Raw genomic sequence first — 26,267 nt, 5'->3', positions numbered from 1 at the left:
TTATGAAGAAATATTTTTTAAAGTGCGGTTATTTTTTAGTCTGTTTTTGTTTACCCTTAATTGTTTTTGCTAATCCCAAAACTGATAACGAACGTTTTTTTATTCGTTTATCGCAAGCACCTTTAGCTCAAACATTAGAGCAGTTGGCTTTTCAACAAGATGTGAATTTAGTGATAGATGAAGCATTAGAAAGTAATATTTCATTGAGATTAGATAATATTGATATGCCACGTTTACTACAAATAATCGCTAAAAGTAAGAAGCTTACTTTGAATAAAGATGAGGGTATTTACTATCTGAATGGAGGGCAATCAGGCAAATGGCAAGTTGCAGGAAATCTTACTACAAATGAACCGCACTTAGAGAGCCATACAGTAAAACTCCATTTTGCTAAAGCCTCTGAATTAATGAAGTCCTTAACGACAGGAAGTGGCTCTTTGCTTTCATCAGCTGGGAGCATTACCTTTGATGATCGTAGTAATTTGCTCGTGATTCAAGATGAACCTCATTCTGTGCAAAATATCAAAAAACTAATTTCTGAAATGGATAAACCTATTGAGCAGATTGCTATTGAAGCGCGTATTGTGACGATAACAGATGAGAGTTTGAAAGAACTTGGCGTTCGGTGGGGGATTTTTAATCCAACGGAAAATGCAAGACGAGTTGCGGGCAGTCTTGCAGGCAATAGCTTTGAAAATATTGCGGATAATCTTAATGTAAATTTTGCGACAACGACAACACCTGCTGGCTCGATAGCATTACAAGTCGCCAAAATTAATGGGCGATTGCTCGATTTAGAATTGAGTGCGTTAGAGCGTGAAAATAATGTAGAAATTATCGCAAGCCCTCGCTTACTAACCACAAATAAGAAAAGTGCAAGCATTAAACAGGGGACAGAAATTCCTTATATTGTGAGCAATACTCGTAACGATACGCAATCTGTGGAATTTCGCGAGGCGGTGCTTGGTTTGGAAGTCACACCACATATTTCTAAAGATAACAATATTTTACTTGATTTATTAGTGAGCCAAAACTCACCAGGTTCTCGTGTTTCTTATGGACAAAATGAGGTGGTTTCTATTGATAAGCAAGAAATTAATACTCAGGTTTTTGCCAAAGATGGGGAAACCATTGTGCTTGGCGGCGTGTTTCACGACACAATTACGAAAAGCGAAGATAAGGTGCCATTGCTTGGCGATATACCCGTTATTAAACGATTATTCAGCAAAGAAAGCGAACGACATCAAAAACGTGAGCTCGTGATTTTCGTGACGCCGCATATTTTAAAAGCAGGAGAAACGTTAGAGGCGTTGAAGCAAAAAAGTGCGGGGAAAAAGTTACAATGAGTTACTGCCGTTTGTTTTATCACATTGTTTTTAGGACAAAAGACAGTGTTTATGCCATTAATGAAGAAAATGAGAAAATTCTCTATGATTACATTTGGGGATTTGTTAAATCACACCATTCTATACTTCATCGAATTAATGGTATGCCAGATCATCTACATTTATTTGTTGAATTACACCAAACGATTTCAGTGGCTGAATTTGTTCGTAAATTAAAAAAATCGACACACCGTTTTTTAGATGAAAATAAACCATTATTTCCAGAATTTACGGCTTGGTCAGTAGGATATTGCGCATTAACTTATAGCGACAGATAAACATCAACTTATTAATTACATTAAGAATCAAAAACAGCATCACAAAGAAACTCATTTCAATGATGAAATGAAGAGCCTATTTCAACGTGAAGGAATAGATTTTAACGTAGAATGGTTTGAGAGAAATGTTTAGTTGTTTTTGGGAATGTTGTAAGCCGTGGGTAAGTATACCCACGGTTAGTGATAGTAATCGTGGTTCCCCTTTGGGGAACACTTATGCCTACCCCAACGGGGTAGCATTACAATTAGCCTAGGGTAAACCTACCCTAGGTTTGTAAGCCGTGGGTAAGTATACCTACGGTTAGTGATAGTAATCGTAGTTCCCCTGTGGGGAACGCTTATATCTACCCTAGGTTGCAGTAATCACTAATAAGGATCAAATGAATTTTTTAAATTTTCGCTGTATCCACTGTCGTGGCAATCTTCATATCGCAAAAAATGGGTTATGTTCAGGTTGCCAAAAACAAATTAAATCTTTTCCTTATTGCGGTCATTGTGGTGCGGAATTGCAATATTATGCGCAGCATTGTGGAAATTGTCTTAAACAAGAACCTAGTTGGGATAAGATGGTCATTATAGGGCATTATGTTGAGCCACTTTCAGTGTTAATTCATCGTTTTAAATTTCAAAATCAATTTTGGATTGACCGCACTTTAGCTCGGCTTTTATATCTTGCGGTGCGTGATGCTAAGCGAACGCATCAACTTAAATTGCCAGAAGCAATCATTCCTGTGCCTTTATATCATTTTCGTCAGTGGCGACGGGGTTATAATCAGGCTGATTTATTATCTCGGCAATTAAGTCGTTGGCTGGATATTCCTAATTTGAACAATATCGTAAAACGTGTGAAACATACGCATACTCAACGTGGTTTGAGTGCAAAAGATCGTCGTCAGAATTTAAAAAATGCCTTTTCTCTTGCTGTTTTGAAAAATGAATTTCCTTATCATCGAGTCGCGCTGGTGGATGATGTAATTACTACAGGCTCTACACTCAATGAAATCTCAAAATTGTTGCGAAAATTAGGTGTGGAGGAGATCCAAGTGTGGGGACTGGCACGGGCTTAATATAAAGCACTGGAAAAAAAAACGCGATGAGCGTATTATTTCCGATACTTTCTCTCAAGTATTTAGGACATAATTATGGAACAAGCAACCCAGCAAATCGCTATTTCTGATGCCGCACAAGCGCATTTTAGAAAACTTTTAGACACCCAAGAAGAAGGAACCAATATTCGTATTTTCGTCGTTAATCCGGGTATGCCTAATGCGGAATGTGGCGTATCTTATTGCCCACCGAATGCCGTGGAAGAAAGTGATGTTGAAATGAAATATGACACTTTTTCTGCATTTATTGATGAGGTCAGCCTGCCTTTCTTAGAAGAAGCAGAAATTGATTATGTTACCGAAGAACTTGGTGCGCAACTTACCTTAAAAGCACCAAATGCCAAAATGCGTAAGGTGGCTGATGATGCGCCATTAATTGAACGTGTTGAATATGTCATTCAAACTCAAATTAATCCACAGCTTGCAAATCACGGTGGACGCATAACCTTAATTGAAATTACTGAAGATGGTTACGCAATTTTACAATTCGGTGGTGGTTGTAATGGTTGTTCAATGGTGGACGTTACATTAAAAGATGGCGTAGAAAAACAACTTATTAGCCTATTCCCGAATGAATTAAAAGGTGCAAAAGATATAACCGAGCATCAACGTGGCGAACATTCTTATTATTAGTGAGTTATAAAAAGAAGATTTATAATAACCGCACTTTTGAAAGTGCGGTTATTTTTATGGAGAAAAAATGAAAATACTTCAACAAGATGATTTTGGTTATTGGTTGCTTACACAAGGTTCTAATCTGTATTTAGTGAATAATGAATTGCCTTTTGGTATCGCTAAAGATATTGATTTGGAAGGATTGAAAGCAATGCAAATTGGAGAATGGAAAAATCATCCCTTGTGGCTTGTTGCAGAGCAAATAAATGACGAACGAGAATATGTGAGTTTGCGTAAATTACTTTCACTGCCAGAGGATGAATTTTATATATTAAGTCGAGGAGTGGAAATTAATCATTTTCTGAAAACCCATAAATTCTGTGGAAAGTGCGGTCATAAAACACAACAAACTCAAGATGAACTTGCCGTGCAATGTACTCACTGTGGGTATCGAACTTATCCTGTGATTTGCCCATCAATTATTGTTGCGGTTCGTCGTGGTCACGAAATTCTATTGGCAAATCATAAGCGACATTATAGTCCCAACGGAGGAATATATACGACGCTTGCAGGTTTTGTCGAAGTAGGGGAAACATTTGAACAAGCGGTGAATAGAGAGGTTTTTGAAGAAACGGGGATTTCAATAAAAAATCTTCGTTATTTTGGTAGCCAGCCTTGGGCATTTCCAAACTCTCAAATGGTCGGTTTTCTTGCTGATTATGAAAGCGGAGAAATAACATTGCAGGAAAGTGAAATTTATGACGCACAATGGTTTTCTTATGATCAACCCTTGCCAGAATTACCGCCAACAGGTACTATCGCTCGTAAATTAATTCACGCAACGCTTGAACTCTGTAAAGCGGAAAATAAACGCGATTAATAAATATTCCAACTCTTATAAATTAAGGAAATAAGATGCGAAATCCGATTCATAAACGCTTAGAAAACTTAGAAAGTTGGCAACATCTTACTTTTATGGCTGCTTTATGTGAACGTATGGCACCAAATTTTAAATTGTTCTGTCAAATGAACGAGCTTAGCGTTGAAGCTAAAACGTATCAAAATATTCTCAATTTGGTGTGGGAATATTTAACAATTAAAGATGTCAAAATCAACTTTGAAAATCAGTTGGAGAAATTAGAAAGCATTATTCCCGATGTGAATGATTATGATAGTTTTGGTGTTGTGCCTGCATTAGATGCCTGTCAGGCTTTAGCTGAAATTTTACACGCTATTATTGCGGGAGAAACCTTAGAAAGGGCGGTGGAAATAAGCTTAATTTCGTTGGGAACAATAAGAGCGTTATTGGAAACAGAAACTGGACGAGATTGGTCAGAAAGTGAGCTAAAAGAAAATGAAGATATTCAAACAGAACTTGATGTGCAATGGCAAGTTTATCGTTTGCTTAAAGAATGTGAAAAACGTGATATTGAATTAATTTTAGCTTTAAAAAATGAAATTCGGACTGAGGGCATATCTAACATTGGTATAGAATTTCATCAATAACGTGAGATTTGTCACAATTTTTATAAATCATGCTTTTAATTCATCTCAAGTTAGATTATCCTTTGCACAGCTTTTGCGACGAGTTCGCAAAGATACTTTTAAAGAATCAAATTTTTATTTAACAGAAGGTACAAATTTATGAACAAAACAGATTTAATTGATGCAATTGCAAACGCTGCAGAGTTAAACAAAAAACAAGCTAAAGCAGCGTTAGAAGCGACTTTAGATGCAATTACTGCAAGCCTAAAAGAAGGTGAGCCTGTACAATTAATCGGTTTCGGTACATTTAAAGTAAATGAACGTGCTGCTCGTACTGGCCGTAACCCACAAACTGGTGCTGAAATCCAAATCGCAGCATCTAAAGTGCCAGCATTTGTATCTGGTAAAGCATTAAAAGATGCAATTAAATAATTGATAACATCAATGAAATGAAGCCCTGTCGATTACGCAGGGTTTTTTTATTGTATAGCGTGGCAAATGTAAAAACAAACTTAGTAATAGAATGAATAAGGAAGACTTATGTGTGGTATTGTCGGCGCAGTAGCGCAACGAGATGTAGCGGAAATCTTAATTAATGGTTTACATCGTTTGGAATATCGTGGTTACGATTCAGCTGGTGTTGCAGTAATCAATAAACAAAATGAATTACAACGTATTCGTTGTTTAGGTAAAGTTAAAGCATTAGATGAAGCCGTATCAGAAAAACCATTGATTGGTGGAACGGGAATTGCACACACTCGCTGGGCAACTCACGGCGAACCATCAGAAACTAATGCGCACCCCCATGCGTCAGGTACTTTTGCTGTAGTACATAACGGTATTATTGAAAACCATGAAGAACTTCGAGAATTATTAAAATCTCGTGGCTATGTCTTTTTATCGCAAACAGATACTGAAGTGATCGCACATTTGGTTGAATGGGAAATGCGTAGCACGGATTCCCTTTTAGAGGCTGTGCAGAAATCGGTAAAACAACTCACGGGCGCATACGGGATGGTGGTAATGGATAGTCGTAATCCTGAACATTTAGTCGCAGCTCGTTCTGGTAGTCCGCTTGTGATTGGTTTAGGTATTGGCGAAAATTTCTTAGCTTCAGATCAACTTGCGCTATTAAGTGTTACTCGCCGTTTTATCTTTTTAGAAGAAGGGGATATTGCAGAAATTACACGTCGTACAGTTGATATTTATGATACTCACGGTAATAAGGCTAAACGTGAAATTCACGAGTCTAATCTTGAAAATGACGCGGCAGAGAAAGGTAAATTCCGCCATTTTATGCAGAAAGAAATTTACGAACAGCCAACCGCACTTATTAATACAATGGAAGGGCGTATCAATCACGAAAATGTGATTGTCGATTCAATCGGAAATGGTGCAAAAGACATTTTAGAAAAAGTTGAGCATATTCAAATTGTTGCTTGTGGCACATCTTATAATGCAGGTATGGTGGCGCGTTATTGGTTTGAATCTTTGGCTGGCGTGAGCTGTGATGTTGAAATTGCATCAGAGTTTCGTTATCGCAAATTTGTTACCCGTCCAAATAGCTTATTGATTACCCTTTCTCAATCTGGCGAAACAGCAGATACTTTAGCCGCACTTCGTTTAGCGAAAGAAAAGGGCTATATGGCAGCATTAACAATTTGTAATGTTGCTGGATCTTCGCTCGTACGCGAATCAGATCTTGCATTTATGACGCGTGCCGGTGTTGAAGTCGGGGTGGCATCAACAAAAGCATTTACGACACAGCTAGCTGCGTTATTAATGTTGGTGACGGCACTTGGTAAAGTTAAAGGTCATATTTCTGCAGAAAAAGAACGTGAAATTATTAAAGCAATGCAATCCTTACCTGCTGAAATTGAAAAAGCGTTAGCCTTTGATTCAGAAATTGAAGCATTAGCAGAGGATTTTGCTGAAAAACATCATTCACTTTTCTTAGGTCGTGGCGAATTTTATCCTATTGCGGTAGAGGCGTCTTTGAAATTGAAAGAGATTTCTTATATTCACGCTGAAGCCTATGCGGCAGGAGAATTGAAACACGGACCATTAGCGTTAATTGATGCCGATATGCCAGTGATTGTCGTTGCACCAAATAATGAATTATTAGAGAAAGTAAAATCGAACATTGAGGAAGTGCGAGCTCGTGGTGGTCAATTATATGTATTTGCCGATAAAGAAGCAGGATTTACGCCAAGTGAAGGAATGAAAATCATCACGATGCCAAAAGTCAATGATATTGTTGCACCAATTTTTTATACCATTCCAATGCAATTGCTTTCTTATTATGTGGCTTTAATTAAAGGTACTGACGTAGATCAACCTCGTAACTTAGCAAAATCAGTTACCGTAGAATAAAGTGCGGTTGATTTTAATGTAATAAAAAATACGGTGAAATTTCACCGTATTTTTTAGTTAAATAATCTTCTTTGTTTCCGTGTTTTAATCACTTGAGCAATTAACAATAATGTAAGAATAACCACATATAGTGAAAAAATAACCACCAGCCATTGCACCATCGTTAAACCAAATAATGACCATTGGCTTTCATTACAAGAGCCAGTCGGGTTAAATATAAATGGAAACCATTGATGAAATGGTAAAGTCTCGGGAAAGTTTGGAATAAACTCACATTGTTTCCAAGGGGCTGGATTTATTTGCAAATCAAGATGACGAAACGAAATTAATAAGCCCTTAATACTGCTGAATAAGCCTAAAACCAAGGCGATTAATCTAAGGATGAAAACGCGAGGTTGAAGTAAAGCGATAATGCCCGCTACAAATAAGCCAATCATTGCTAAACGTTCATAAACACAAAGCACACAAGGTTGTAAGCCCATTCCATATTGGAAGTAAAGTGCGGTAGATTCTAAGGCTAAACTTGAAAAAGCCAATAAAAACCACACAAAACGTTTTTCAGAAAATTGTTTTAATAGCGCGAGCATTTTTTCTCCTTAAATTGGCAAAATTAAACCTAAACTTGCTAACCAAATTGTGGCAGCTGGTAAAATAAATTCAATAGCCAGTAAACCAATGATTGAAAGTACAATCGTGTAAGGTAAAGCCATATAAACCATTCTGCCATAAGAAAGGCGAATTAATGGCGAAAGTGATGAAGTCAATAAGAATAAGAAAGCAGCTTGTCCATTTGGTGTTGCAACTGACGGTAAGTTTGTACCTGTATTAATGGCAACAGAAAGCAATTCAAATTGATGCGGTGCAATAACGCCGTTAGTTAATGCAGCTTTAGCTTCGTTAATATAAACCGTTGCAACAAATACATTATCAGAAATAGAAGAAAGCAAGCCATTAAACACATAGAATAAAGCAAGTTGCGTATTTTCTTCCGCAGAAAGAACGAAGTGAATAATTGGTGAAAAAAGTTTTTGATCAATAATTACTGCAACAACAGAAAAGAATACAACGAGCAATGCAGTAAAGGGTAAAGATTCCTGAAAGGCTTTACCAATAGTATGTTCATCCGTCACACCAGTGAAGGAAGTAGCAAAAATGATGATACTTAAACCAATTAAACCGACTGTGGCAAGATGGAATGCTAATCCAAGAATTAACCAAATTGCGATTAACGCTTGCATACCTAATTTAATTTTATCTTGTTTAGACATTTTTTCTGAATTAGTGCGGTCTAAATCTGATAAGATTTTCCACACTTCGTCTGGTAATTTCTCGCCATAACCAAATAATTTGAATTTTTCGACTAAGAAACAAGTGAGTAATCCGCAGATAAATACAGGAATAGTCACGGGTGCCATACGTAAGAAAAATTCCATAAAGTTCCATTTTGCTTGTTCTGCAATAATTAAGTTTTGTGGTTCTCCAACAACGGTCATTACACCACCAAGTGCAGTCCCTACCCCTGCGTGCATCATTAAACTACGTAAGAATGCACGGAATTTTTCTAAGATTTCGTGCTGTTGTTCAATAATTTTTCTATCGTCTGAAATATCAACCGCATCAATTAAATTATTGCCTGATGCAACTTTGTGATACACACCATAGAATCCCATTGCGACACTAATGATAACAGCTACAACCGTTAAAGCATCGAGAAAAGCCGATAAAAAAGCAGCACTAAAACAAAAGGCAATAGAAAGTGCAATTTTAGAACGAATTTTGACAAGTAATTTAGTAAATACATAAAGCAGTAATTGTTTCATAAAGAAAATACCTGCCACCATAAACATCAGTAACAAGATCACTTCAAAGTTTGCCATAATTTCTGCTTTGACGTGTTTGGCATTTGTCATTCCGATAATAATAGCTTCAATTGCTAATAGACCACCCGGTTGAAGCGGATAGCATTTTAATGCCATTGCCAATGTGAAAATAAATTCTGCAACGAGTAACCAACCCGCAATAAAAGGACTGATAAAAAAGAAAACAATTGGATTTATAATAAGAAAAACCACAATGGCAAGTTTGTACCAGTCTGGACTTGCCCCAAGAAAGTTTTTCATAAAAGCTTGAGTGTTTGTCATAGTGAACTCCATTATTTTTATCACGTGAACATTGTAATATATCCCCCTTTAAAGGATAATAAAAACCAAGTAATTTTTTTATAAAATTGCATTTTTTTTGATTTTTATCTGATTTTTAATTGTAATGCAAAACAATAACGATATTTTAAAAGCCCAAAGTCCAGCTGCTTTAGCAGAGGAATATATTGTAAAAAGCATTTGGCAAGATGTTTTTCCTGCGAGCAGTAATTTACCATCAGAACGTGATTTAGCCGATAAGATTGGTGTAACTCGCACTACCTTACGTGAAGTTTTACAACGTTTGGCTCGTGATGGTTGGCTAACAATTCAGCACGGCAAACCCACTAAAGTAAATAATATTTGGGATGCTGCAGGTCCAAATATTATAGAAACCCTAATTGCTTTAGATATGCAGTCCGCGCCCTTAATTATTGATAATATGCTGTCTTTGCGTAGTAAAATGTCGGAATCTTACATTTATGAAGCCGTAAAGAATTCCCCTCAAAAATCAGCCGCACTTTTTGCTGAATTAGGGCAATTAGAAAACACAGCACAAGATTACACAGAATTTGATTACCAATTATTTCGTCAATTCACTGTTGTTGCCAACAAACCCTTTTATCGTTTAATTTTCAATAGTTTAAAAGGCGTTTATCAGCGAATAGGATTATTATTTTTTAAAGAAAAAACACACCGTGAATTAACAAAGCAATTTTACTTAGAAATGCAACAAATTTGTCTTGAGGGAAATGCCGATGCAGTAGTGGATTGCATCCGAAAAAATAATTTGCGTTCTTCGACCTATTGGAAAGCTATTCTTGAACGATTGCCACAAAATTTATCAGATTAATACTGAAAGCGAATTTAAGGAAAAACATAAAATTTCCTATTACAAAATCATTTTCACTAATTTATCCGCTTTAATCCGTGCAAATTTTTTCAATAATTTTTGCACTGGTTCGGGGTATTGATTCAATTCTTCTAATTCAGTGTAATGTTTTAATACTTTTGTATGTTGGCGAATTTGGTTTTGCTCTTTTTCCACTTGGGCTAAAAGTTGTTGTTGTGGGTCGTAAATTAATAAGCCATTTTCTGCATCCAAACGCCACGCTCGAGGGTTAAGATTATTGCCCGTAAGTAAAATATAACGATCATCTACCCACACACCTTTTAAGTGGTAGGTATTATCGCAATCACGCCATAAACGCACCACAAGCTGACCTCTTTCAATTTGAGTCTCAAATTTTTCACAGAAACAGCGAAGATTACTTTCATACAGATAAGGTAACGCCCCCGCCATTTTAAATGGTTGTTCTGGTGGAATATAAAAATCGTTTGCGACTTTATCGCCAACAATAATTTCTACTTGTTTACCATTTTCCAACAACGTCGCTATTTTATGTTGCAATGTGCGTGGGAAATTAAAGTATGGCGTACAAATCACCAATTTTTCTTGCACTTGCAAGAATAAATCTTCAATCACTTGATTTAATTCGTTGCCCGATGCGCCTAAGCCAAACAATGGCGATACGCTTAAAACATTTGGTAATTTCACCGCACTTTTTAATGAATATTTTCCATTTTGAGCAAGGTCTTTGCGATAAATGCGAATATTGCCGCGGATCTCTTTAGTTCTAGGGCGATTGGTCACATCAAGTGGATAAACGGCACTGAAATCTAACAAGTAATCATTGATGAAATTTACCATCGAATCAGCTAATTCGGCATGAGTGATTTTTTGATAGCGGTCATAACGATATTTTTCAAGTTGATGAAGATAGACATTATTAATGCTTGCACCGCTATACAGCACCGTATCATCAAATACAAAGCCTTTAACGTGCAATACACCAAAAACTTCGCGCGTGTTAATTGGCACGCCAAAGAACATATTTGGATCATCTGGTAACTGATAAGTTTGGCGTTGCTCGCAATACCAATCTGCATTGGTGGCAGATTTTTCCGCCCCTAATAAATTGCGTTGTGCGCGATGCCAATCTATGAGAATTTTTACATCCAAGTGTGGATTTTCTTGCTTCACGCGATAAATTTCATCGAGGATTTCCTGTCCCGCTTCATCTTTTTGCCAATAAAGTGCGGTGACATAAATACGTTTTTTTGCGTTTCTGATTAATTCAATAATTTGAGTTTTAAATTCAGCCGGGCTACCCAAAAATTCAATTTGCTCAGCTTGCAAAGCAAGGAATGGCAAATTATTTAAATTTTGTTCAGCTCGTTTGGTTTTATTGATTAACATAATCCATCTCGTGATTGAAGACTAGTGTGCTAGTTTACAATATTTCACGTGCTTATTAATAGAAAAAAGGCTTTTTTTCGTTATAATGCTCACAAATTTTAGCATTTTTTGGCTAAATAATAGCCATTTTAATTCAGGAAAATCCTATGAACGACAAACGCAAACCGTCTTTTCAATCCGCAGGCAAAACCTTTCAAGAACGCTCAGTGGGGGAAAAGTATCGAGAAAAACCAAGCCAAAATCGACCGCACTTTAATGATAAATTTAATGGAAATAGAAACGAAAAATCTCGTTTTTCTCGTGATAAACAAGAAGTGAAAGAAACTAAAATTACGCAACTTTCTTTATCTCGTGCGCCATCAAATAAAAATGTAGAAAAACCTAAGGTTCAAGTGACAATAAAAACGACGGGCACGATTTATAAAACAAAAGAAAAGAAAACTGGTGCGCTTTCTCCTCGTGCACCTGAAAAAATTAAGAAAAACCGTGCGGAAGAAATGAAGGTTTACGGTGAAAATGCCTGTTTAGCTTTATTTGCAGAACGCCCTGAAAGTATTGTTCGATTGTGGGCAACCGTACAAATGTCACACAAAATTGGCGAAGTATTGAGTTATTTAGCTGAAAACAAAAAGGCTTATCATATTGTAGATAGCGAAGAATTAGCTCGAGTGAGCGGAACAGAACATCACGGTGGCATTTGTTTATTAGTGAAGAAACCGCGAGCTTTTACGTTGCAAGGATATTTGGATATTCCTCGTAACGAGGATTGTTTAGTGCTATTGGACAATGTGAATAATGCGCAAAATATTGGTGGCGTATTGCGTACTTGTGCTTATTTTGGCGTGAAAAATATTGTTGCCGATAATGTGGAAAATCTGTATTCATCAGCTTCAATGCGCGTAGCAGAAGGTGGCGCAGAATATATTCGTGTGTTAGAAACGGATTATATTGATTCAGCTTTAATGCACTTGCGTAAATCAGGCTATCAAGTTATTCACGTATCGCACAATAAACAAGGCGACCCATTGGATAAAGTGCGGTTAAAAAATAAAGTAGTTTTTGTGCTAAGTGAAAGTTTTACGGAAAGTTTGGCGACGCCAGAAGACACGCAAGTGCGTTTAACGCTCGCAAGCCCAATTAAATCAGGCCTAAACATTGCGGTGAATGCGGGTGTGTTGTTAGCGAAGTGGTATTTTAGATAAGTCTTCATTTTATAGCTTTTTGTTGAGCGTTTAAGTAGAATTCACGACTTCTTTTTTATAAGAAACAATGAAATTTTTTAAACAAATATAACAAACAAAAAACAATTGTTGATGAAGCTAATCAGGCTATCTATGAAGCTAATGAAAACATCAAGAAAGCTCAGGAGATATATCGCTAAAAGAGATGCTGCGCTTACAAAAATTCAAACAGAGTACAATAATTCTAAAGCGTGGAGAAGTCCTTGGCAAAATTCAGCTGGTGCAGTATCTGTAGGTAATTCTGATTTAGGTATCACTCGCCAAATCACGAATGTTGCTGCAGGCTTAGAAGATACTGATGCAGTGAATGTGGCACAAAATACGCGCTCGATTAGTCAGTTAAATAACAAAGTTGATGAAATTGATCGTCGCGGTCGTCGTGGAGCAGCCATTGCTGGTGCGATGGGGCTATTGCCGCAACCTCGTACTAATGGTAAATCTTCCATCGGCACGGCGGCTACATATTATCGCGGCGAACAAGCCTTAGCTGTTGGATACTCCCACGTGACGGATAATGGTAAACACATTATCAAACTCAGCGGAGCATCTAATATGTCTGGTAAGAAAGATGTTATGCTTGGTGCTGCTTATGGTTATGAATGGTAATTAAGCGTTTTTTATCAGTGAAATAGAAATATTCTCTATAGAAGCTCAAACTCAATCTCCATTAAATAATATTGTCAATCATCATTTTTCCACAGTATATATTTCATTGATAAGTTCAATGATGTTCAAGAAATGAACGATAAACAATCAATATTTTCAGTCATTTTATATAACAGTGAATATTGAGGATGGTTCGCCTTTCCCAATGAAGCAATTTATGGTATTTTACGCAAAATTTTTAACTTAAATTAATAAGGAAAACACAATGGAAGCACAAAGCCCAATGTCCACACTATTTATTTTCGTGATCTTTGGTTTAATTTTCTACTTTATGATTTATCGCCCGCAATCTAAACGCAATAAAGAACATAAAAAATTGATGTCTGAGCTTGCAAAAGGTACTGAAGTTTTAACTGCTGGTGGTTTAATCGGCAAAATTACTAAAGTAACCGAAGGTAGTGATAGCATCGTGATTGCGTTAAACGACACGACAGAAATTACGATTAATCGTAACTACATTGTGAGCGTTCTTCCTAAAGGTTCATTAAAATCACTTTAAGAGTAACGTTAAATTATTTTCCAGAGCCACGTATTGTGGCTCTGTGCGTTAGAAAAGAAAAGGAAAACTATGTTAAACCGTTATCCATTATGGAAGAATTTGATGGTGATTTTTATTGTAGCCATCGGGATTTTATATTCTCTTCCAAATATTTATGGTGAAGATCCTGCGGTTCAAATTTCTGGTACGCGCGGTCAAGAAGCGAATACTAGCGTGCTTGGACAAGTTCAAGATGTGCTTAAAACCAATAATCTTCCAACCAAATCTGTCGTACTTGAGAACGGCTCAATTTTGGCTCGTTTCACTAATACCGATGCTCAACTCCTCGCTAAAGATAAAATTGCTGAACGTCTTGGCAATAATTACACCACTGCATTAAATCTTGCTCCTGCGACTCCAGCTTGGTTAAGTATGTTTGGTGCTAACCCAATGAAATGGGGATTGGATTTACGCGGTGGGGTTCGTTTTTTGATGGAAGTGGATATGAATGCAGCACTTGTAAAACGCCAAGAGCAGTTACAAGACAGTTTGCGTGGCGAACTTCGTAAAGAAAAAATTCAATATACTGCTATTAAAAATACTGAGCATTTTGGTACGTTGATAACCTTAGCTAATGTAAGCCAGCGTGCTAAAGCTGAGCGAATTATTCGCCAATTGCATCCAACATTAGACATTACTGAGCCTGATGCTGATAGTATTAATTTAGGGCTATCTACTGCAGCATTAAATGAAGCACGCGACTTAGCCATTGAGCAAAATTTAACGATTTTACGTAAACGTGTTGCTGAATTAGGGGTTGTAGAAGCAGTAATTCAACGTCAAGGTGCGGAGCGTATTGTGATTGAATTACCAGGTGTTCAAGACACTGCACGTGCAAAAGAAATTTTAGGGGCAACGGCAACACTTGAGTTTCGTATCGTAAATCAAAATGTTACAGCCGATGCTATTTCTCGTAATATGTTACCAGCTGATTCGGAAGTTAAATATGATCGCCAAGGTCATCCTGTTGCATTATTTAAACGTGCCGTATTAGGTGGGGAGCATATTATTAATTCAAGCTCTGGTTTAGATCAGCATTCAAGCACACCGCAAGTAAGTGTAACCTTGGATAGCGAAGGTGGCGAGATTATGTCTCAGACCACTAAAAAATATTACAAAAAACCAATGGCAACGCTTTATGTTGAGTATAAAGATAATGGCAAAAAAGATGAAAATGGCAAAACCATTTTAGAAAAGCATGAAGAAGTTATTAATGTTGCAACAATTCAAGGTCGTTTTGGTTCTAATTTCCAAATTACTGGTGTTGATAGCATCGCGGAAGCACATAATCTTTCTACCTTGTTGAAATCTGGCGCATTAATTGCACCAATTCAAATTGTTGAAGAACGCACAATTGGCCCATCATTAGGTGCGCAAAACGTAGAGCAAGGGATTAATGCGAGTCTTTGGGGATTAGTTGCGGTTATTGCCTTTATGTTGTTTTACTACAAAATGTTTGGTGTGATTGCAAGTTTTGCACTTGTTATTAATATCGTATTACTTGTGGGCTTGATGTCTATTTTACCCGGTGCGACACTTTCAATGCCGGGTATTGCGGGTATCGTTTTAACTTTAGGTATGTCAGTAGATGCGAATGTATTGATTTTTGAACGTATTAAAGAAGAAATTCGTAATGGTCGTTCAATTCAGCAAGCCATTAATGAAGGTTATAACGGCGCATTTACTTCTATTTTTGACGCAAACTTAACCACAATCTTAACTGCAATTATTCTATACGCGGTTGGAACAGGCCCAATTCAAGGTTTTGCAATTACGCTTTCACTTGGTGTTGCGATTTCTATGTTTACCGCGATTACCGGAACTCGCGCATTAGTTAATGCCCTTTACGGCGGTAAACAACTTAAAAAATTATTAATTTAGGTGGGAAATGATGAAACTTTTTACAAAAGATAAAGGCGGACATTTTATCCGTGAAATCAATGGGATCAAACTCCCGTTCCCATTGACTGAATTTATGAAAGTGCGTAAATTGGGTTATATATTATCCGCACTTTTAATGGTAATTTCTCTATTTTTTATTATTACCAAAGGATTTAACTGGGGCTTAGATTTTACTGGTGGAGTGGTATTTGATACCCACTTCTCGCAATCCGCTAATCTTGAACAAATCCGTAATAAACTTCACGAAAATGGAATTGAAAGCCCAGTTGTTCAAACCACAGGATCGGTTCAAGATGTAATGATTCGTTTACCTGCAAGTAATAATGATTCTACCATTGGTGAACACGTCAAAAATATGCTACAGAATGTAGATAAAGACATTCAAATTCGCAGTATTGAATTTGTTGGCCCAAATGTCGGTGAAGAATTAGCACAAGGTGCGGTATATGCAACTTTAGCGACATTAGCAATGGTGCTTATTTATGTGGGGTCACGTTTTGAATGGCGTTTAGGTTTTGGTGGTATAGCTTCTCTTGCGCACGACGTAATTATTACGCTAGGGGTATTCTCTGCATTACAAATTGAAATTGATCTCACTTTTGTCGCCGCGATTTTATCTGTGGTGGGTTACTCTATTAACGATAGTATTGTGGTATTTGACCGAGTTCGTGAAAATTTCCGAAAAATTAGACGATTAGATACGATTGATATTATTGATATTTCTTTAACGCAAACTTTATCAAGAACTATCATTACTTCGGTTACCACATTAGTTGTTGTGATCGCATTGTTCTTCTTTGGCGGTCCTTCTATCCATAACTTTTCACTTGCTTTACTCGTAGGTATTGGATTTGGTACTTATTCTTCGATCTTTGTTGCCATCGCCATTGCATACGATGTTGGTTTACGTCGTGAGCATATGATCCCACCTAAAGTAGATAAAGGAATTGATGAATTACCTTAGTTAATTTACGCTTAGAATAAATTTAAAAAAATAGTTAATCGAAAATTTACGATTAACTATTTTTTATTTATATAAATAACCTCTAAGAGTACTTAAAATTCAAAAATTATTTAATCTTGAGGTAAGGCATTTATTACGGCTTTTACTAAAGTGGCTAAAGGAATGGCAAAAAATACGCCCCAAAATCCCCATAAACCGCCAAAAATTAATACTGAAATGATAATAATTAATGGATGTAAATTCACGGCTTCAGAAAATAAATAAGGCACAAGGAGATTTCCATCTAAAAGTTGGCTTACAGCAAAAGCAATAATGATGTACCAAAATGTTGGGCTGATTCCAAACTGGAATAAAGCAACCAATGCAACAGGAATCGTGACAATAACTGCGCCAATATAGGGGACGAGAACTGAAAGACCCACCGCAAAAGCCAATAAGAGTGGATAATTTAGCCCGAAAATTAAGAAAATAATATAAGTGATTAAAGTGACAATCAGTATTTCTAATAATTTTCCGTGAATGTAATTAGAAATTTGCTGTTGCATTTCTTTCCATACTTTGAAAGCTAAGTTTCTATTTTTCGGTAAGAAACGGCTAACGCCTTGTAAAAGTTCTGATTTATCCTTCAACATAAAAAACATCATTAATGGCACTAAAAAGGCATAAATCCCTAAAGAAACCAAGTTCATAATAGAGGCTAAAGAAAGTTTTACAGCAGATTCGCCAAAACCAAGGATTTTTTCTCGCACAGAATTGAAAATAGAATCAACCATTGAATAATCAATAAGTTCAGGATAATTTTTGGGTAAATTGAGTAGCCATTCATTAGATTTATTAAACATAGCGGGCAAATCACTTAATAAGGAAATAGTTTGATTCCATAACATTGGCACCAATACCAAAAAGAAAATTGCTGCTAGACCAATAAAACTACCGAAAATAAGAATTGTCGCTAACATTCTTGGGCATTTTAAATATTGATTTAAAAAATTGATTGGCATTTCTAGTAAATAGGATAGTACTAGAGCAATTAACAAAGGTGCGATTAAATCTCCAAAAAAATAAATGGAGATAAAGCCAAATAATAATATTGCTAATAGTCCCATCGCTTGCGGATCACTTAAACGGCGCGAGTACCAGCTTTTTAACATTTCTAGCATAATTTCTTTTCCTATAAGTATTTTTCGCCATTATAAGTTAAAATTTACAGTGTTTATAGCTACTAAAAGGAAATCCTATGTCTGTTATTATTTATCACAACCCACATTGCTCAAAAAGCCGTGAAACGCTAGCATTATTAGAAAATCAAGGTATTCAGCCAATAATTGAACTGTATTTACAAAAGCAATATTCCATTGATGAATTAAAAAGTATTGCTCAAAAATTAGGAATTGATGATGTGCGTCAAATGATGCGAACGAAGGATGATTTATATAAAAGCTTAAATTTAGATAATTTAGAGCTCTCTCAAGCTGAATTATTAAAAGCCATGAGTGAACATTCAGCACTTATTGAACGCCCAATTGTTATAAATGGCGATAAAGCTAAAATAGGGCGTCCACCAGAAACTGTACTTGAGATTTTGTAATTTAAACGTTTGCGAGTATAATACTCCCGCCGTGGAAATCCTTCCGCGGCTTTTTTGAGGAAAAATTATGGCAAAGCAACAAAAAAGTGCGGTTGAAAATGAAACCGTTTATCAGCATACTCGAGGCGTGATAAAAGATAATGCAGTGATGGCATTGCTAGGCGATAAATTATTTCGTCAGCGTGTTGAGAAAAAACGTAAAGGGAAAGGCAGTTACCAACGTAAAGTGAAACACCCAGGGAAAATGTTTGAAAAGCCCGATTATAAATTTTTTGATTACAGAAACTTTATAATCGGGTTTTTCTTAGGTTAAAAATAATAAGGAGTAAAATATGTCAAAACAGCCTCAAATTCTACTTAATAATACGTGGAATGTGCGTATTAGTGATCCCGGAGAGGAGGGGGCAAAAAGCCATTTCTTTGAAAGGATTTATTTAACTCTAACGGCTTATTTTGAAGAAAATAACATACGCTATGAATTTGTGCGTAAAGTGGAGGATCAAATAAAAATTCAGCGTTCTTTTACAGAGTTAAATGAATTGTTTAAATTTTTAGGGGATTATTTTGATCCCGTATCTATTGGTCTAGTCGGTGTGAAAATTGGAAACTTAGGGATAAAATCAGAATAAAATATTGATTAATCTATAAAATTTCACACTATATTTTACGATTATTGTAAAACAAAGATCGCACTTTAATGATATAAACTATATAAAAAAGTGCGGTTATTTTTTTCTTTATTTTGATAAAAAATAGATTAATTAACAACAAATTTCTTGTACGACAAATTGCAATGAATGTCTCGAAAATTGTTTTTGTTTGCGGTGTTTTAAACGTCTTAAACGTAGATTTCGTGATAAAGAACTTTGTTGTAAATTAGCTTTCTTTTTAAGAAAAGTTTTGCGTTTTAACATTTTATTAATCCTTATTTTCTTTTATTTCTTCTAAATTTTTAACCGCACTTTCGTTGCTTGCATTATCATTTATTATTTGATTTTCTTGGACTCGATGATAATTTACGATGCTATTTATATAGCGGCGAATATTTTCTACATATTGATAGGCTTCATAGCCCCTAGCATAGCCGTATTTGAGTTGGGAATAATAGCGTTTTTCTGCTAATAAAGGCAGATTTTTTTTCACATCGAGCCAATTATCTGGATTTCCTCCAAGATTTTGAGTTAAACGGCGAGCATCAATTAAGTGACCGAGTCCTATATTATAGGCAACTAAGGCAAACCAAATTTTTTCTTCCTTTTCAATGCTTTCAGGAAGCTGACTAATCAACCAGTGTAAATATTCTGAACCTGCTTTAATACTTTGTTCAGGATTTGTTCTATCACTGATTTTCATATGTTGTGCGGTATTTTTGGTGAGCATCATTATGCCACGTACGCCAGTTGGCGATGTTGCGTGAGGATCCCAATGGGATTCTTGATAAGCCACTGCTGCGAGTAACCGCCAATCTAATTCTCCCTGATATTTTTCAAAAAGCGGTAAATATTGTGGCAGTGTATTTTCAATTGCGTTCATATAAGAACGCGTATCCACGTAATCAAATTGTGAAATATGTCCTAAATATTTTTCTTTTAAATTATCTAAAAGCCCCGTTTCTTCGGCATTATTCATAAAATTGAGTAAAGCCGTTTGCAGATCGTGGTAGGATTTATTGGGTAAATACCAGTGAACGTTTGCTTCATCAGTAATATCAAAGGCAATGGCTAATTCTGGTTTTATTTGTTGCATTGCAGCAATATCAATAGAATTTGCAATAACGTAAGGAATTTTGCCTTCAGCCAGTTGTAGTAATAGTTCTTCTTGAGTAAGTGTTTGATTTCTTTTCCAAGTTAATTGTGGATATTGTTTTTGTAATTCTTTTAACGTTTCTTCTAATGCTAAATTATTTGAGATATAAATATCTTTCTTTACGTTACCTAAATTTTTAGGACGATTTTCATTTTTTCGATAAGCTAATTGCCATGAAGCAGAATGATATGCTGGGCCTATTTGGAAACGTTCTGCATTTTTAGGATGGTATAAAAGGTGGGCGGCAGCTAAATCAATATTATGTTTATCAAGTTCATCAAATAACTGCTCTTGATTATCGAAAGTTTTCATTTCGAGTTCTACACCTAGTGAATCAGCAAATGCTTTGGCTAATTCATATTCAAAGCCTCGTTCACCATCTTTATTGGTAAAATAAGAAATCTGGTTATTTATTGTACCTACATAAAGTGCTCCCCTTGATTGAATTGCAGCATAATGATTTTCTTCAGTATGACGTAAAAATTGCCATGGGAATACCATATCAATAGCCCAAAATAATAAAGCTAGAGCAGTAATAATACGTAAAAAAAGACCTTTCAATGATTTTTCCTATATAAAAAAGTTATGGGATTGTAGCCAAAACTTTCACTATAGACAATAAAAAGCCCCTTGAGGTTCAAGAGGCTAAGCGTATGTAAAATATCAGACTATTTATTTTTAGAATGATGATCTACGATCACGGCGTGGTTTGTCGCTAAAAGTGCGGTTACTTTTTTCGTTAAATTTACGATTTCCACGATTATCATTGCCACGTTCACGTCCGCGCTCTCCACAGAAATCGCCACCACGACCTTTACGTTTACCGTTAAAATCATCGCTGCCACGAGAATTATCGGATTTTACTGCACCTAAGAAAGACATTTGCATTTGTTTATTCAATACGCGTGTTTTTCCGAATTGTTGCAATAATTCTTTCGGCATACCTTGTGGCAATTCAACGGTAGTGTAATCATCATAAAGTTTAATATGACCAATATAACGGCTGTTAATATCGCCTTCGTTAGCAATTGCACCAACGATATGGCGAACTTCTACACCATCTGCACGACCGACTTCGATACGATATAAATCCATTGGTCGTGGATTTCCGTAGCCTTTACGTTCGCCACGACGTTCAGCTGAACGTGGATTTTCACGGCGATCACCGTGTTCATTACGTTCACGACGACGTTTTTCCATTGGTGGATCTGGTGGAAGAATTAATTTTTGTTTACCTTGTAACAACATTAACATTGCAGCAGCAATATCTTCTTGATCTTGATCGGCTGTGAATAAGTCTTCTAATAAACTACGATATTGCTCTAAATCGTGATGCTCAAGTTGTTTCGTAATTTTTGCAACGAATTTTTTGCGGCGGCATTCTTGTAACACAAGATGATTTGGCAATTCTACTTCATTGATACCTTTTTTCATTAGGTGTTCAATATTACGAAGTAAACGACGCTCACGAGGTTCAACGAATAATAAAGCACGACCAGAACGACCTGCACGACCAGTACGGCCAATTCGATGTACATAAGATTCTGCATCCAGCGGAATGTCGTAGTTTACCACAAGGCTGATACGTTCAATATCAATACCACGAGCAGCCACATCGGTTGCTACTACAATATCTAAACTGCCGTTACGTAAGCGATCGAGGGTTTGTTCGCGGAGTTGTTGTGTCATATCGCCATTAAGTGCGGCGGAACGGAAACCATTTTTTTCAAGTAGTTCTGTAATGTCTAACGTGCCAGTTTTAGTGCGAGCAAAAATAATTGCGGCATCAAAATCTTCCACTTCTAAGAAACGAAGAAGAGCTTCGTTTTTACGCACGCCGTGTACATACCAGCAACTTTGCTCAATATCTGGAGCATTTTCATTATTAACTTTGATCTTCACTTCTTTCGGATCATTCATAAAACGTTTCGTAATACGACGGATCGGTTCAGGCATTGTTGCAGAGAATAACGCAGTTTGATGATTTTCTGGTAGTTCAGCCATCACGGTTTCTACATCATCAATGAAACCCATACGTAGCATTTCATCGGCTTCATCTAATACGATAAAACGAAGTTCAGAAAGATTTAATGTGCCGCGGCGAATATGGTCAAGAATACGACCTGGTGTACCCACAACCACTTGTGCGCCTTGTTTTAATGCACGAAGTTGGATGTCATAACGTTGCCCGCCATATAAGGTAACAATGCGGGAGCCATGAGCATATTTAACAAATTGTTCGCACGCATCGGCAACTTGAATAGCAAGTTCGCGAGTAGGTGCCATTACTAACATTTGTGGATGTTTTTCACTTGGATCGATTTGTGCTAATAAAGGCAGTGCAAAAGCAGCGGTTTTACCACTACCTGTTTGTGCCATACCTAGCACATCATTGCCACTGAGCAAATGTGGGATACAAGCTTGTTGAATTGGAGAAGGGGTTTCAAAACCTAAGTCAGAAACAGCTTTTAAGATGAACTCAGGTAAGCCTAAGTCATTAAAAGTAATTTTGTCAGTCATTAAAATACTCGAATATAAATAAGGAAAGCTCAACGGGCTTTCGGGTTTATGTTGCTATTAAAACGTAGTCCTAGGGTAAATATACTCTAGGCTAATTTTAGTGCTGCCTCGTTGGAGGAGAGCAGTTCTCCAAAGGAGAACCGCTTTGCATAACTTAGGGTATACCTACCCTAAGTACTTATTTTGCCACCGCACTTTTCTCTTCTTTTTCGTCTTCTGTTTGAACCGGTTTTAATTTCATTAGTTCAAACGCAGCAAAACGATACTCAACAAAGTTATAAACCTGATTTGCCATAGCTAGTTTAAATAAAGCTGCTGCTTCATCTACTAGCCCTACATTGAGTTTTTGTTTTGCTAGATAAAAATAGGTTTCTGTGAGAATTTCAGCATATTGTTGCGAATTTTCAGCAAATCCATTCGCACGTTGTTGTAATTCTTCTACAGAGATGTGTCCTAAGTAATATTGAACGATATGTGTACCCCAGAAGTCCTCTGATAGCCCTTTTGCTCGTTCAACAAGGTTTGTTTGGGCTTCTTGTGGTTTTAATTTTTGTTCGTTCAAATATAGCCATAAGACACGATAGGGATCTTTTGTATCGGCTTGGTAGAACTGTAAGAAATCTTGCTGAGCAAGATGGTAGCGTCCTACATAATAAAAATTTAAACCACGATTAAGGTGGGTATAGTCATAACCTGAATCTAATTCAAACACCGTATTGAAAGCATCCAATGCGCCGTCGTAATCTTCTTCAAGCAACAAATAAAGCCCTAAGTAATTGTACACAGAAGCCATTTTAGGCTGTAATGCAAGAGCTTGAGTAAAATCGTAACGAGCAAGTCCCCATAATCCAAGAGAATCATAGAGTACGCCACGTTCAAAATGTAGCAATGCACGTTCTTCATTACTCATTTTTCCAACCAGTAGTACTTGGCTTAATCGCACGATCATCACTTCTTGTTCAAAGTGAGTATTCGGATTTTGTTCAGCCAACACGACATGATTTTTAGACACAAAACTGCCCCTAGACTGAACACAGCCTGCAAGGAATAAGATCGCACATAAGCTAAATAAATAGACTATAAAATGGCGAGATAAGCGAAAACACCGCATTTGCTTTCTTTATGCCTAAAAGTTGGAAAACAACAAAACTTGGCAGCAGTTGCTACCAAGTTTTGATTCGATATTCCAAGATTATTCTTGTTCTTCGGAAGACATTTCTTGGTTAATTTCAGTTTCTTGTTTTGGATCCAAGTCTTTCATTGTTAAACGAATACGACCTTGACGATCGATTTCAACAACTTTTACGTTTACTTCTTGACCCACTTGGAGGTAATCACTCACTTTCTCTACGCGCTCTTCAGCAATTTGAGAAATATGAACTAAACCTTCTTTATTTCCAACGATTGCGACGAATGCACCAAAATCAGCAAGACGAGTGACTTTACCTTTGTAAATTGCACCAGCTTCAACTTCTGCAACGATTTCTTCAATGCGTCCCATTACATTTTTCGCAGCATTGCCATCGACTGCGGCAATTTTCACTGTACCATCGTCATCAATATCGATAGAAGTGCCAGTTTCTTCAGTTAGTGAGCGGATTGTTGCACCACCTTTACCAATCACATCTTTGATTTTTTTAGGATCAATTTTCATTGTATAGATACGTGGTGCGTAGTCAGAAATATCCTCGCGTGGAGCAGGGATTGCTTGTTCCATTACACCAAGAATGTGCATACGTGCACTTTTCGCTTGGTTTAATGCAATTTGCATAATTTCAGGTGTGATACCTTCAATTTTGATGTCCATTTGAAGCGCAGTGACACCTTCACGTGTACCTGCCACTTTAAAGTCCATATCGCCCAAATGGTCTTCATCGCCTAAAATATCTGAAAGCACCACGAATTTATCTTCTTCTTTCACTAAGCCCATTGCGATTCCTGCAACAGCGGCTTTGATTGGAACACCGGCATCCATTAATGCTAAAGACGCACCACATACAGACGCCATAGAAGAAGAACCATTAGATTCAGTAATTTCAGATACAACACGCACAACATACGGGAATTCCGCAAGGCTAGGCATAACAGCCGCTACACCACGTTTTGCTAAACGACCGTGACCGATCTCACGACGTTTTGGAGAACCGATCATTCCTGTTTCGCCTACAGAATATGGAGGGAAATTATAATGGAATAAGAAGTGATCTTGGCGTTCACCTGTTAATTCATCAATGATTTGTGCATCACGTTCAGTACCTAACGTTGCAACAGCTAATGCTTGCGTTTCACCACGGGTGAAAATTGCAGAACCGTGAGTACGTGGTAATACACCAGTACAAATATCTAATGCACGAACGGTATCAACGGTACGACCATCAATACGTGGTTCGCCTGCAATGATACGGCCACGAACGATTTGGCTTTCAAGTGCGGTGAAAATATCCACGATTTTACCTTCGCTGATTTCTTCATCTTCAGCTGTGATTTGTGCAATCACATCTGCTTTAATCGAATCGATTTGTTCGTAACGTGCTTGTTTTTCAGTAATGCGGTATGCATCGCCTAAACGCGCTTCAGCAATTGCTTTTACTTTATTGATTAAATCTGTGTTTGGTTGTGGCGCAACCCAATCCCAACGTGGTTTGCCCGCTTCTTTTGCAAATTCTTTGATTGCTTCAATCACAACTTGTTGTTGTTGATGACCGAATACGACCGCCGCTAACATTTGTTCTTCAGTTAAAACGTCGGCTTCAGATTCAACCATTAATACGGCTTTGTCAGTACCTGCAACTACTAAGTCTAAACGGCTTTGTTTTTGTTCAGCCATCGTTGGGTTTAATACGAATTGGTTATCGATAAAACCAACGCGCGCCGCACCGATAGGGCCGTTGAAAGGCACACCAGATAAGGTTAATGCTGCAGAAGCACCAATCATTGCCACTAAGTCAGGGCTGATTTGTGGGTTTACAGAAACTACAGTTGCCACAACTTGGATTTCGTTGAAGAAACCTTCTGGGAATAATGGACGAATTGGACGGTCGATTAAACGTGCAATTAAAGTTTCGCCTTCAGATGGACGACCTTCACGTTTGAAGAAACCACCAGGGATTTTACCCGCCGCATAAGTACGCTCTTGGTAGTTTACGGTTAATGGGAAGAAGTCTTGACCTTCTTTCACATCTTTTTTAGCCACAACAGTCACGAATACCGTGGTATCGTCCATGCTTGCCATCACTGCAGCAGTTGCTTGACGTGCAATTGCGCCAGTTTCTAGGGTTACGGTATGCTGACCGTATTTAAATTGTTTAACAATTGGATTCACAATGTTTTCCTTAAAATTTATATTAAAAACAATGCCTTATTTTCCAGATTGCGACTAGCAAAAGAAATCTTTCGAAGAAA

Annotated in this window: 24 protein-coding genes and 1 pseudogene; 17 read left to right on the top strand and 8 right to left on the bottom strand. The window is 37.0% G+C overall.

Annotated features, from left to right (window positions below):
- The first annotated feature begins 2 nt into the window (after positions 1–2).
- From pilQ to glmS, 8 genes and pseudogenes are all read left to right on the top strand, one after another.
- Positions 3–1,346 carry a type IV pilus secretin PilQ gene (gene pilQ, locus DQN24_RS02925; protein ID WP_021034382.1) on the top strand — a complete coding sequence of 448 codons (1,344 nt, stop codon included), beginning with the start codon at positions 3–5 and terminating at the stop codon, positions 1,344–1,346.
- A pseudogene (tnpA, locus tag DQN24_RS02920) lies at positions 1,343–1,796 on the top strand (IS200/IS605 family transposase). Before pilQ ends, tnpA begins: the two are co-directional and overlap by 4 nt.
- Positions 1,797–2,043: 247 nt before the next feature.
- Positions 2,044–2,730 carry a ComF family protein gene (locus DQN24_RS02915; protein ID WP_021034384.1) on the top strand — a complete coding sequence of 229 codons (687 nt, stop codon included), beginning with the start codon at positions 2,044–2,046 and terminating at the stop codon, positions 2,728–2,730.
- Between the two features lie 75 nt (positions 2,731–2,805).
- Positions 2,806–3,402, top strand: coding sequence for a Fe-S biogenesis protein NfuA (gene nfuA, locus DQN24_RS02910; RefSeq protein ID WP_021034385.1), 597 nt, complete (start codon positions 2,806–2,808; stop codon positions 3,400–3,402).
- Positions 3,403–3,469: 67 nt separating this feature from the next.
- Positions 3,470–4,264, top strand: a complete 795-nt coding sequence (gene nudC / locus DQN24_RS02905; protein ID WP_021034386.1) for an NAD(+) diphosphatase — start codon at positions 3,470–3,472, stop codon at positions 4,262–4,264.
- 35 nt (positions 4,265–4,299) lie between these two features.
- Positions 4,300–4,890 carry a YjaG family protein gene (locus DQN24_RS02900; RefSeq protein WP_021034387.1) on the top strand — a complete coding sequence of 197 codons (591 nt, stop codon included), beginning with the start codon at positions 4,300–4,302 and terminating at the stop codon, positions 4,888–4,890.
- A gap of 138 nt (positions 4,891–5,028) precedes the next feature.
- Entirely contained in the window at positions 5,029–5,301 is a 273-nt protein-coding gene (locus DQN24_RS02895) for an HU family DNA-binding protein (protein ID WP_005630954.1), read from the top strand.
- A 108-nt stretch (positions 5,302–5,409) separates the two neighbouring features.
- Complete coding sequence (gene glmS / locus DQN24_RS02890) at positions 5,410–7,242, top strand: glutamine--fructose-6-phosphate transaminase (isomerizing) (protein ID WP_021034388.1); 1,833 nt, start codon at positions 5,410–5,412, stop codon at positions 7,240–7,242.
- A gap of 53 nt (positions 7,243–7,295) precedes the next feature.
- Here the strand turns inward: glmS and dsbB are convergent, their stop codons facing one another.
- Complete coding sequence (dsbB, locus tag DQN24_RS02885) at positions 7,296–7,829, bottom strand: disulfide bond formation protein DsbB (protein WP_021034389.1); 534 nt, start codon at positions 7,827–7,829, stop codon at positions 7,296–7,298.
- Between the two features lie 9 nt (positions 7,830–7,838).
- A complete protein-coding gene (gene nhaB, locus DQN24_RS02880; RefSeq protein WP_021034390.1) occupies positions 7,839–9,383 on the bottom strand; it encodes a Na(+)/H(+) antiporter NhaB in 1,545 nt (514 codons plus the stop codon).
- A 124-nt stretch (positions 9,384–9,507) separates the two neighbouring features.
- Between nhaB and fadR the strand changes: the two genes are divergently transcribed.
- Positions 9,508–10,233 (top strand): fatty acid metabolism transcriptional regulator FadR, encoded by a 726-nt coding sequence (gene fadR, locus DQN24_RS02875; RefSeq protein ID WP_111695364.1) that lies wholly within the window; start codon positions 9,508–9,510, stop codon positions 10,231–10,233.
- Between the two features lie 39 nt (positions 10,234–10,272).
- Here fadR and pssA read toward each other — a convergent pair whose 3' ends face one another.
- Positions 10,273–11,640: a CDP-diacylglycerol--serine O-phosphatidyltransferase gene (pssA, locus tag DQN24_RS02870; protein ID WP_111695363.1), complete on the bottom strand. Its 1,368-nt coding sequence runs from the start codon at positions 11,638–11,640 to the stop codon at positions 10,273–10,275.
- 146 nt (positions 11,641–11,786) lie between these two features.
- Between pssA and DQN24_RS02865 the strand changes: the two genes are divergently transcribed.
- From DQN24_RS02865 to secF, 5 genes are all read left to right on the top strand, one after another.
- Positions 11,787–12,842 carry a tRNA/rRNA methyltransferase gene (locus DQN24_RS02865; RefSeq protein WP_111695362.1) on the top strand — a complete coding sequence of 352 codons (1,056 nt, stop codon included), beginning with the start codon at positions 11,787–11,789 and terminating at the stop codon, positions 12,840–12,842.
- A gap of 141 nt (positions 12,843–12,983) precedes the next feature.
- The gene (locus tag DQN24_RS02860) at positions 12,984–13,487 is read left to right on the top strand and encodes a YadA family autotransporter adhesin (RefSeq protein WP_197711752.1); all 504 of its coding nucleotides are present in this window, start codon (positions 12,984–12,986) and stop codon (positions 13,485–13,487) included.
- Between the two features lie 265 nt (positions 13,488–13,752).
- Positions 13,753–14,046 carry a preprotein translocase subunit YajC gene (gene yajC, locus DQN24_RS02855; RefSeq protein WP_053465297.1) on the top strand — a complete coding sequence of 98 codons (294 nt, stop codon included), beginning with the start codon at positions 13,753–13,755 and terminating at the stop codon, positions 14,044–14,046.
- Between the two features lie 69 nt (positions 14,047–14,115).
- Entirely contained in the window at positions 14,116–15,966 is a 1,851-nt protein-coding gene (gene secD, locus DQN24_RS02850; RefSeq protein ID WP_111695360.1) for a protein translocase subunit SecD, read from the top strand.
- A 10-nt stretch (positions 15,967–15,976) separates the two neighbouring features.
- Positions 15,977–16,951, top strand: a complete 975-nt coding sequence (gene secF / locus DQN24_RS02845; RefSeq protein WP_050848127.1) for a protein translocase subunit SecF — start codon at positions 15,977–15,979, stop codon at positions 16,949–16,951.
- 110 nt (positions 16,952–17,061) lie between these two features.
- Here secF and DQN24_RS02840 read toward each other — a convergent pair whose 3' ends face one another.
- Positions 17,062–18,111 (bottom strand): AI-2E family transporter, encoded by a 1,050-nt coding sequence (locus DQN24_RS02840; protein ID WP_006996235.1) that lies wholly within the window; start codon positions 18,109–18,111, stop codon positions 17,062–17,064.
- 77 nt (positions 18,112–18,188) lie between these two features.
- Between DQN24_RS02840 and arsC the strand changes: the two genes are divergently transcribed.
- From arsC to DQN24_RS02825, 3 genes are all read left to right on the top strand, one after another.
- On the top strand, positions 18,189–18,539 hold the full coding sequence (gene arsC, locus DQN24_RS02835) for an arsenate reductase (glutaredoxin) (protein WP_005653416.1): 351 nt from the start codon (positions 18,189–18,191) through the stop codon (positions 18,537–18,539).
- A gap of 67 nt (positions 18,540–18,606) precedes the next feature.
- Positions 18,607–18,852: an alternative ribosome-rescue factor A gene (locus DQN24_RS02830; RefSeq protein ID WP_046067560.1), complete on the top strand. Its 246-nt coding sequence runs from the start codon at positions 18,607–18,609 to the stop codon at positions 18,850–18,852.
- Positions 18,853–18,871: 19 nt separating this feature from the next.
- Positions 18,872–19,168 carry a DUF5377 family protein gene (locus DQN24_RS02825; protein ID WP_021034398.1) on the top strand — a complete coding sequence of 99 codons (297 nt, stop codon included), beginning with the start codon at positions 18,872–18,874 and terminating at the stop codon, positions 19,166–19,168.
- Between the two features lie 289 nt (positions 19,169–19,457).
- Here DQN24_RS02825 and mltF read toward each other — a convergent pair whose 3' ends face one another.
- From mltF to pnp, 4 genes are all read right to left on the bottom strand, one after another.
- Positions 19,458–20,906 (bottom strand): membrane-bound lytic murein transglycosylase MltF, encoded by a 1,449-nt coding sequence (gene mltF, locus DQN24_RS02820; RefSeq protein ID WP_111695359.1) that lies wholly within the window; start codon positions 20,904–20,906, stop codon positions 19,458–19,460.
- Between the two features lie 117 nt (positions 20,907–21,023).
- The gene (locus tag DQN24_RS02815) at positions 21,024–22,865 is read right to left on the bottom strand and encodes a DEAD/DEAH box helicase (protein ID WP_050847375.1); all 1,842 of its coding nucleotides are present in this window, start codon (positions 22,863–22,865) and stop codon (positions 21,024–21,026) included.
- Between the two features lie 178 nt (positions 22,866–23,043).
- On the bottom strand, positions 23,044–23,976 hold the full coding sequence (gene nlpI / locus DQN24_RS02810; protein ID WP_050837769.1) for a lipoprotein NlpI: 933 nt from the start codon (positions 23,974–23,976) through the stop codon (positions 23,044–23,046).
- Positions 23,977–24,057: 81 nt separating this feature from the next.
- Positions 24,058–26,187 carry a polyribonucleotide nucleotidyltransferase gene (gene pnp / locus DQN24_RS02805; protein ID WP_111695358.1) on the bottom strand — a complete coding sequence of 710 codons (2,130 nt, stop codon included), beginning with the start codon at positions 26,185–26,187 and terminating at the stop codon, positions 24,058–24,060.
- Between the last annotated feature and the right edge of the window lie 80 nt (positions 26,188–26,267).

Origin of the sequence: Haemophilus influenzae, from assembly GCF_900475755.1 — a bacterium.
GTDB lineage: Bacteria > Pseudomonadota > Gammaproteobacteria > Enterobacterales > Pasteurellaceae > Haemophilus > Haemophilus influenzae_D.
This window is presented reverse-complemented; position numbering and strand designations above follow the sequence as displayed.

Excerpts from the sequence above, each read along its gene's own strand:
- DQN24_RS02830 (WP_046067560.1), top strand. The coding sequence starts at position 18,607 with ATGGCAAAGCAACAAAAAAGTGCGGTTGAAAATGAAACCGTTTATCAG.
- DQN24_RS02840 (WP_006996235.1), bottom strand. The coding sequence starts at position 18,111 with ATGCTAGAAATGTTAAAAAGCTGGTACTCGCGCCGTTTAAGTGATCCG.
- glmS (WP_021034388.1), top strand. The coding sequence starts at position 5,410 with ATGTGTGGTATTGTCGGCGCAGTAGCGCAACGAGATGTAGCGGAAATC.
- DQN24_RS02860 (WP_197711752.1), top strand. The coding sequence starts at position 12,984 with ATGAAAACATCAAGAAAGCTCAGGAGATATATCGCTAAAAGAGATGCT.
- nlpI (WP_050837769.1), bottom strand. The coding sequence starts at position 23,976 with ATGCGGTGTTTTCGCTTATCTCGCCATTTTATAGTCTATTTATTTAGC.
- pilQ (WP_021034382.1), top strand. The coding sequence starts at position 3 with ATGAAGAAATATTTTTTAAAGTGCGGTTATTTTTTAGTCTGTTTTTGT.
- DQN24_RS02895 (WP_005630954.1), top strand. The coding sequence starts at position 5,029 with ATGAACAAAACAGATTTAATTGATGCAATTGCAAACGCTGCAGAGTTA.
- DQN24_RS02900 (WP_021034387.1), top strand. The coding sequence starts at position 4,300 with ATGCGAAATCCGATTCATAAACGCTTAGAAAACTTAGAAAGTTGGCAA.
- yajC (WP_053465297.1), top strand. The coding sequence starts at position 13,753 with ATGGAAGCACAAAGCCCAATGTCCACACTATTTATTTTCGTGATCTTT.
- secF (WP_050848127.1), top strand. The coding sequence starts at position 15,977 with ATGAAACTTTTTACAAAAGATAAAGGCGGACATTTTATCCGTGAAATC.
- secD (WP_111695360.1), top strand. The coding sequence starts at position 14,116 with ATGTTAAACCGTTATCCATTATGGAAGAATTTGATGGTGATTTTTATT.
- dsbB (WP_021034389.1), bottom strand. The coding sequence starts at position 7,829 with ATGCTCGCGCTATTAAAACAATTTTCTGAAAAACGTTTTGTGTGGTTT.
- DQN24_RS02815 (WP_050847375.1), bottom strand. The coding sequence starts at position 22,865 with ATGACTGACAAAATTACTTTTAATGACTTAGGCTTACCTGAGTTCATC.
- arsC (WP_005653416.1), top strand. The coding sequence starts at position 18,189 with ATGTCTGTTATTATTTATCACAACCCACATTGCTCAAAAAGCCGTGAA.
- fadR (WP_111695364.1), top strand. The coding sequence starts at position 9,508 with ATGCAAAACAATAACGATATTTTAAAAGCCCAAAGTCCAGCTGCTTTA.
- nhaB (WP_021034390.1), bottom strand. The coding sequence starts at position 9,383 with ATGACAAACACTCAAGCTTTTATGAAAAACTTTCTTGGGGCAAGTCCA.
- nudC (WP_021034386.1), top strand. The coding sequence starts at position 3,470 with ATGAAAATACTTCAACAAGATGATTTTGGTTATTGGTTGCTTACACAA.
- DQN24_RS02865 (WP_111695362.1), top strand. The coding sequence starts at position 11,787 with ATGAACGACAAACGCAAACCGTCTTTTCAATCCGCAGGCAAAACCTTT.
- DQN24_RS02825 (WP_021034398.1), top strand. The coding sequence starts at position 18,872 with ATGTCAAAACAGCCTCAAATTCTACTTAATAATACGTGGAATGTGCGT.
- pssA (WP_111695363.1), bottom strand. The coding sequence starts at position 11,640 with ATGTTAATCAATAAAACCAAACGAGCTGAACAAAATTTAAATAATTTG.
- DQN24_RS02915 (WP_021034384.1), top strand. The coding sequence starts at position 2,044 with ATGAATTTTTTAAATTTTCGCTGTATCCACTGTCGTGGCAATCTTCAT.
- nfuA (WP_021034385.1), top strand. The coding sequence starts at position 2,806 with ATGGAACAAGCAACCCAGCAAATCGCTATTTCTGATGCCGCACAAGCG.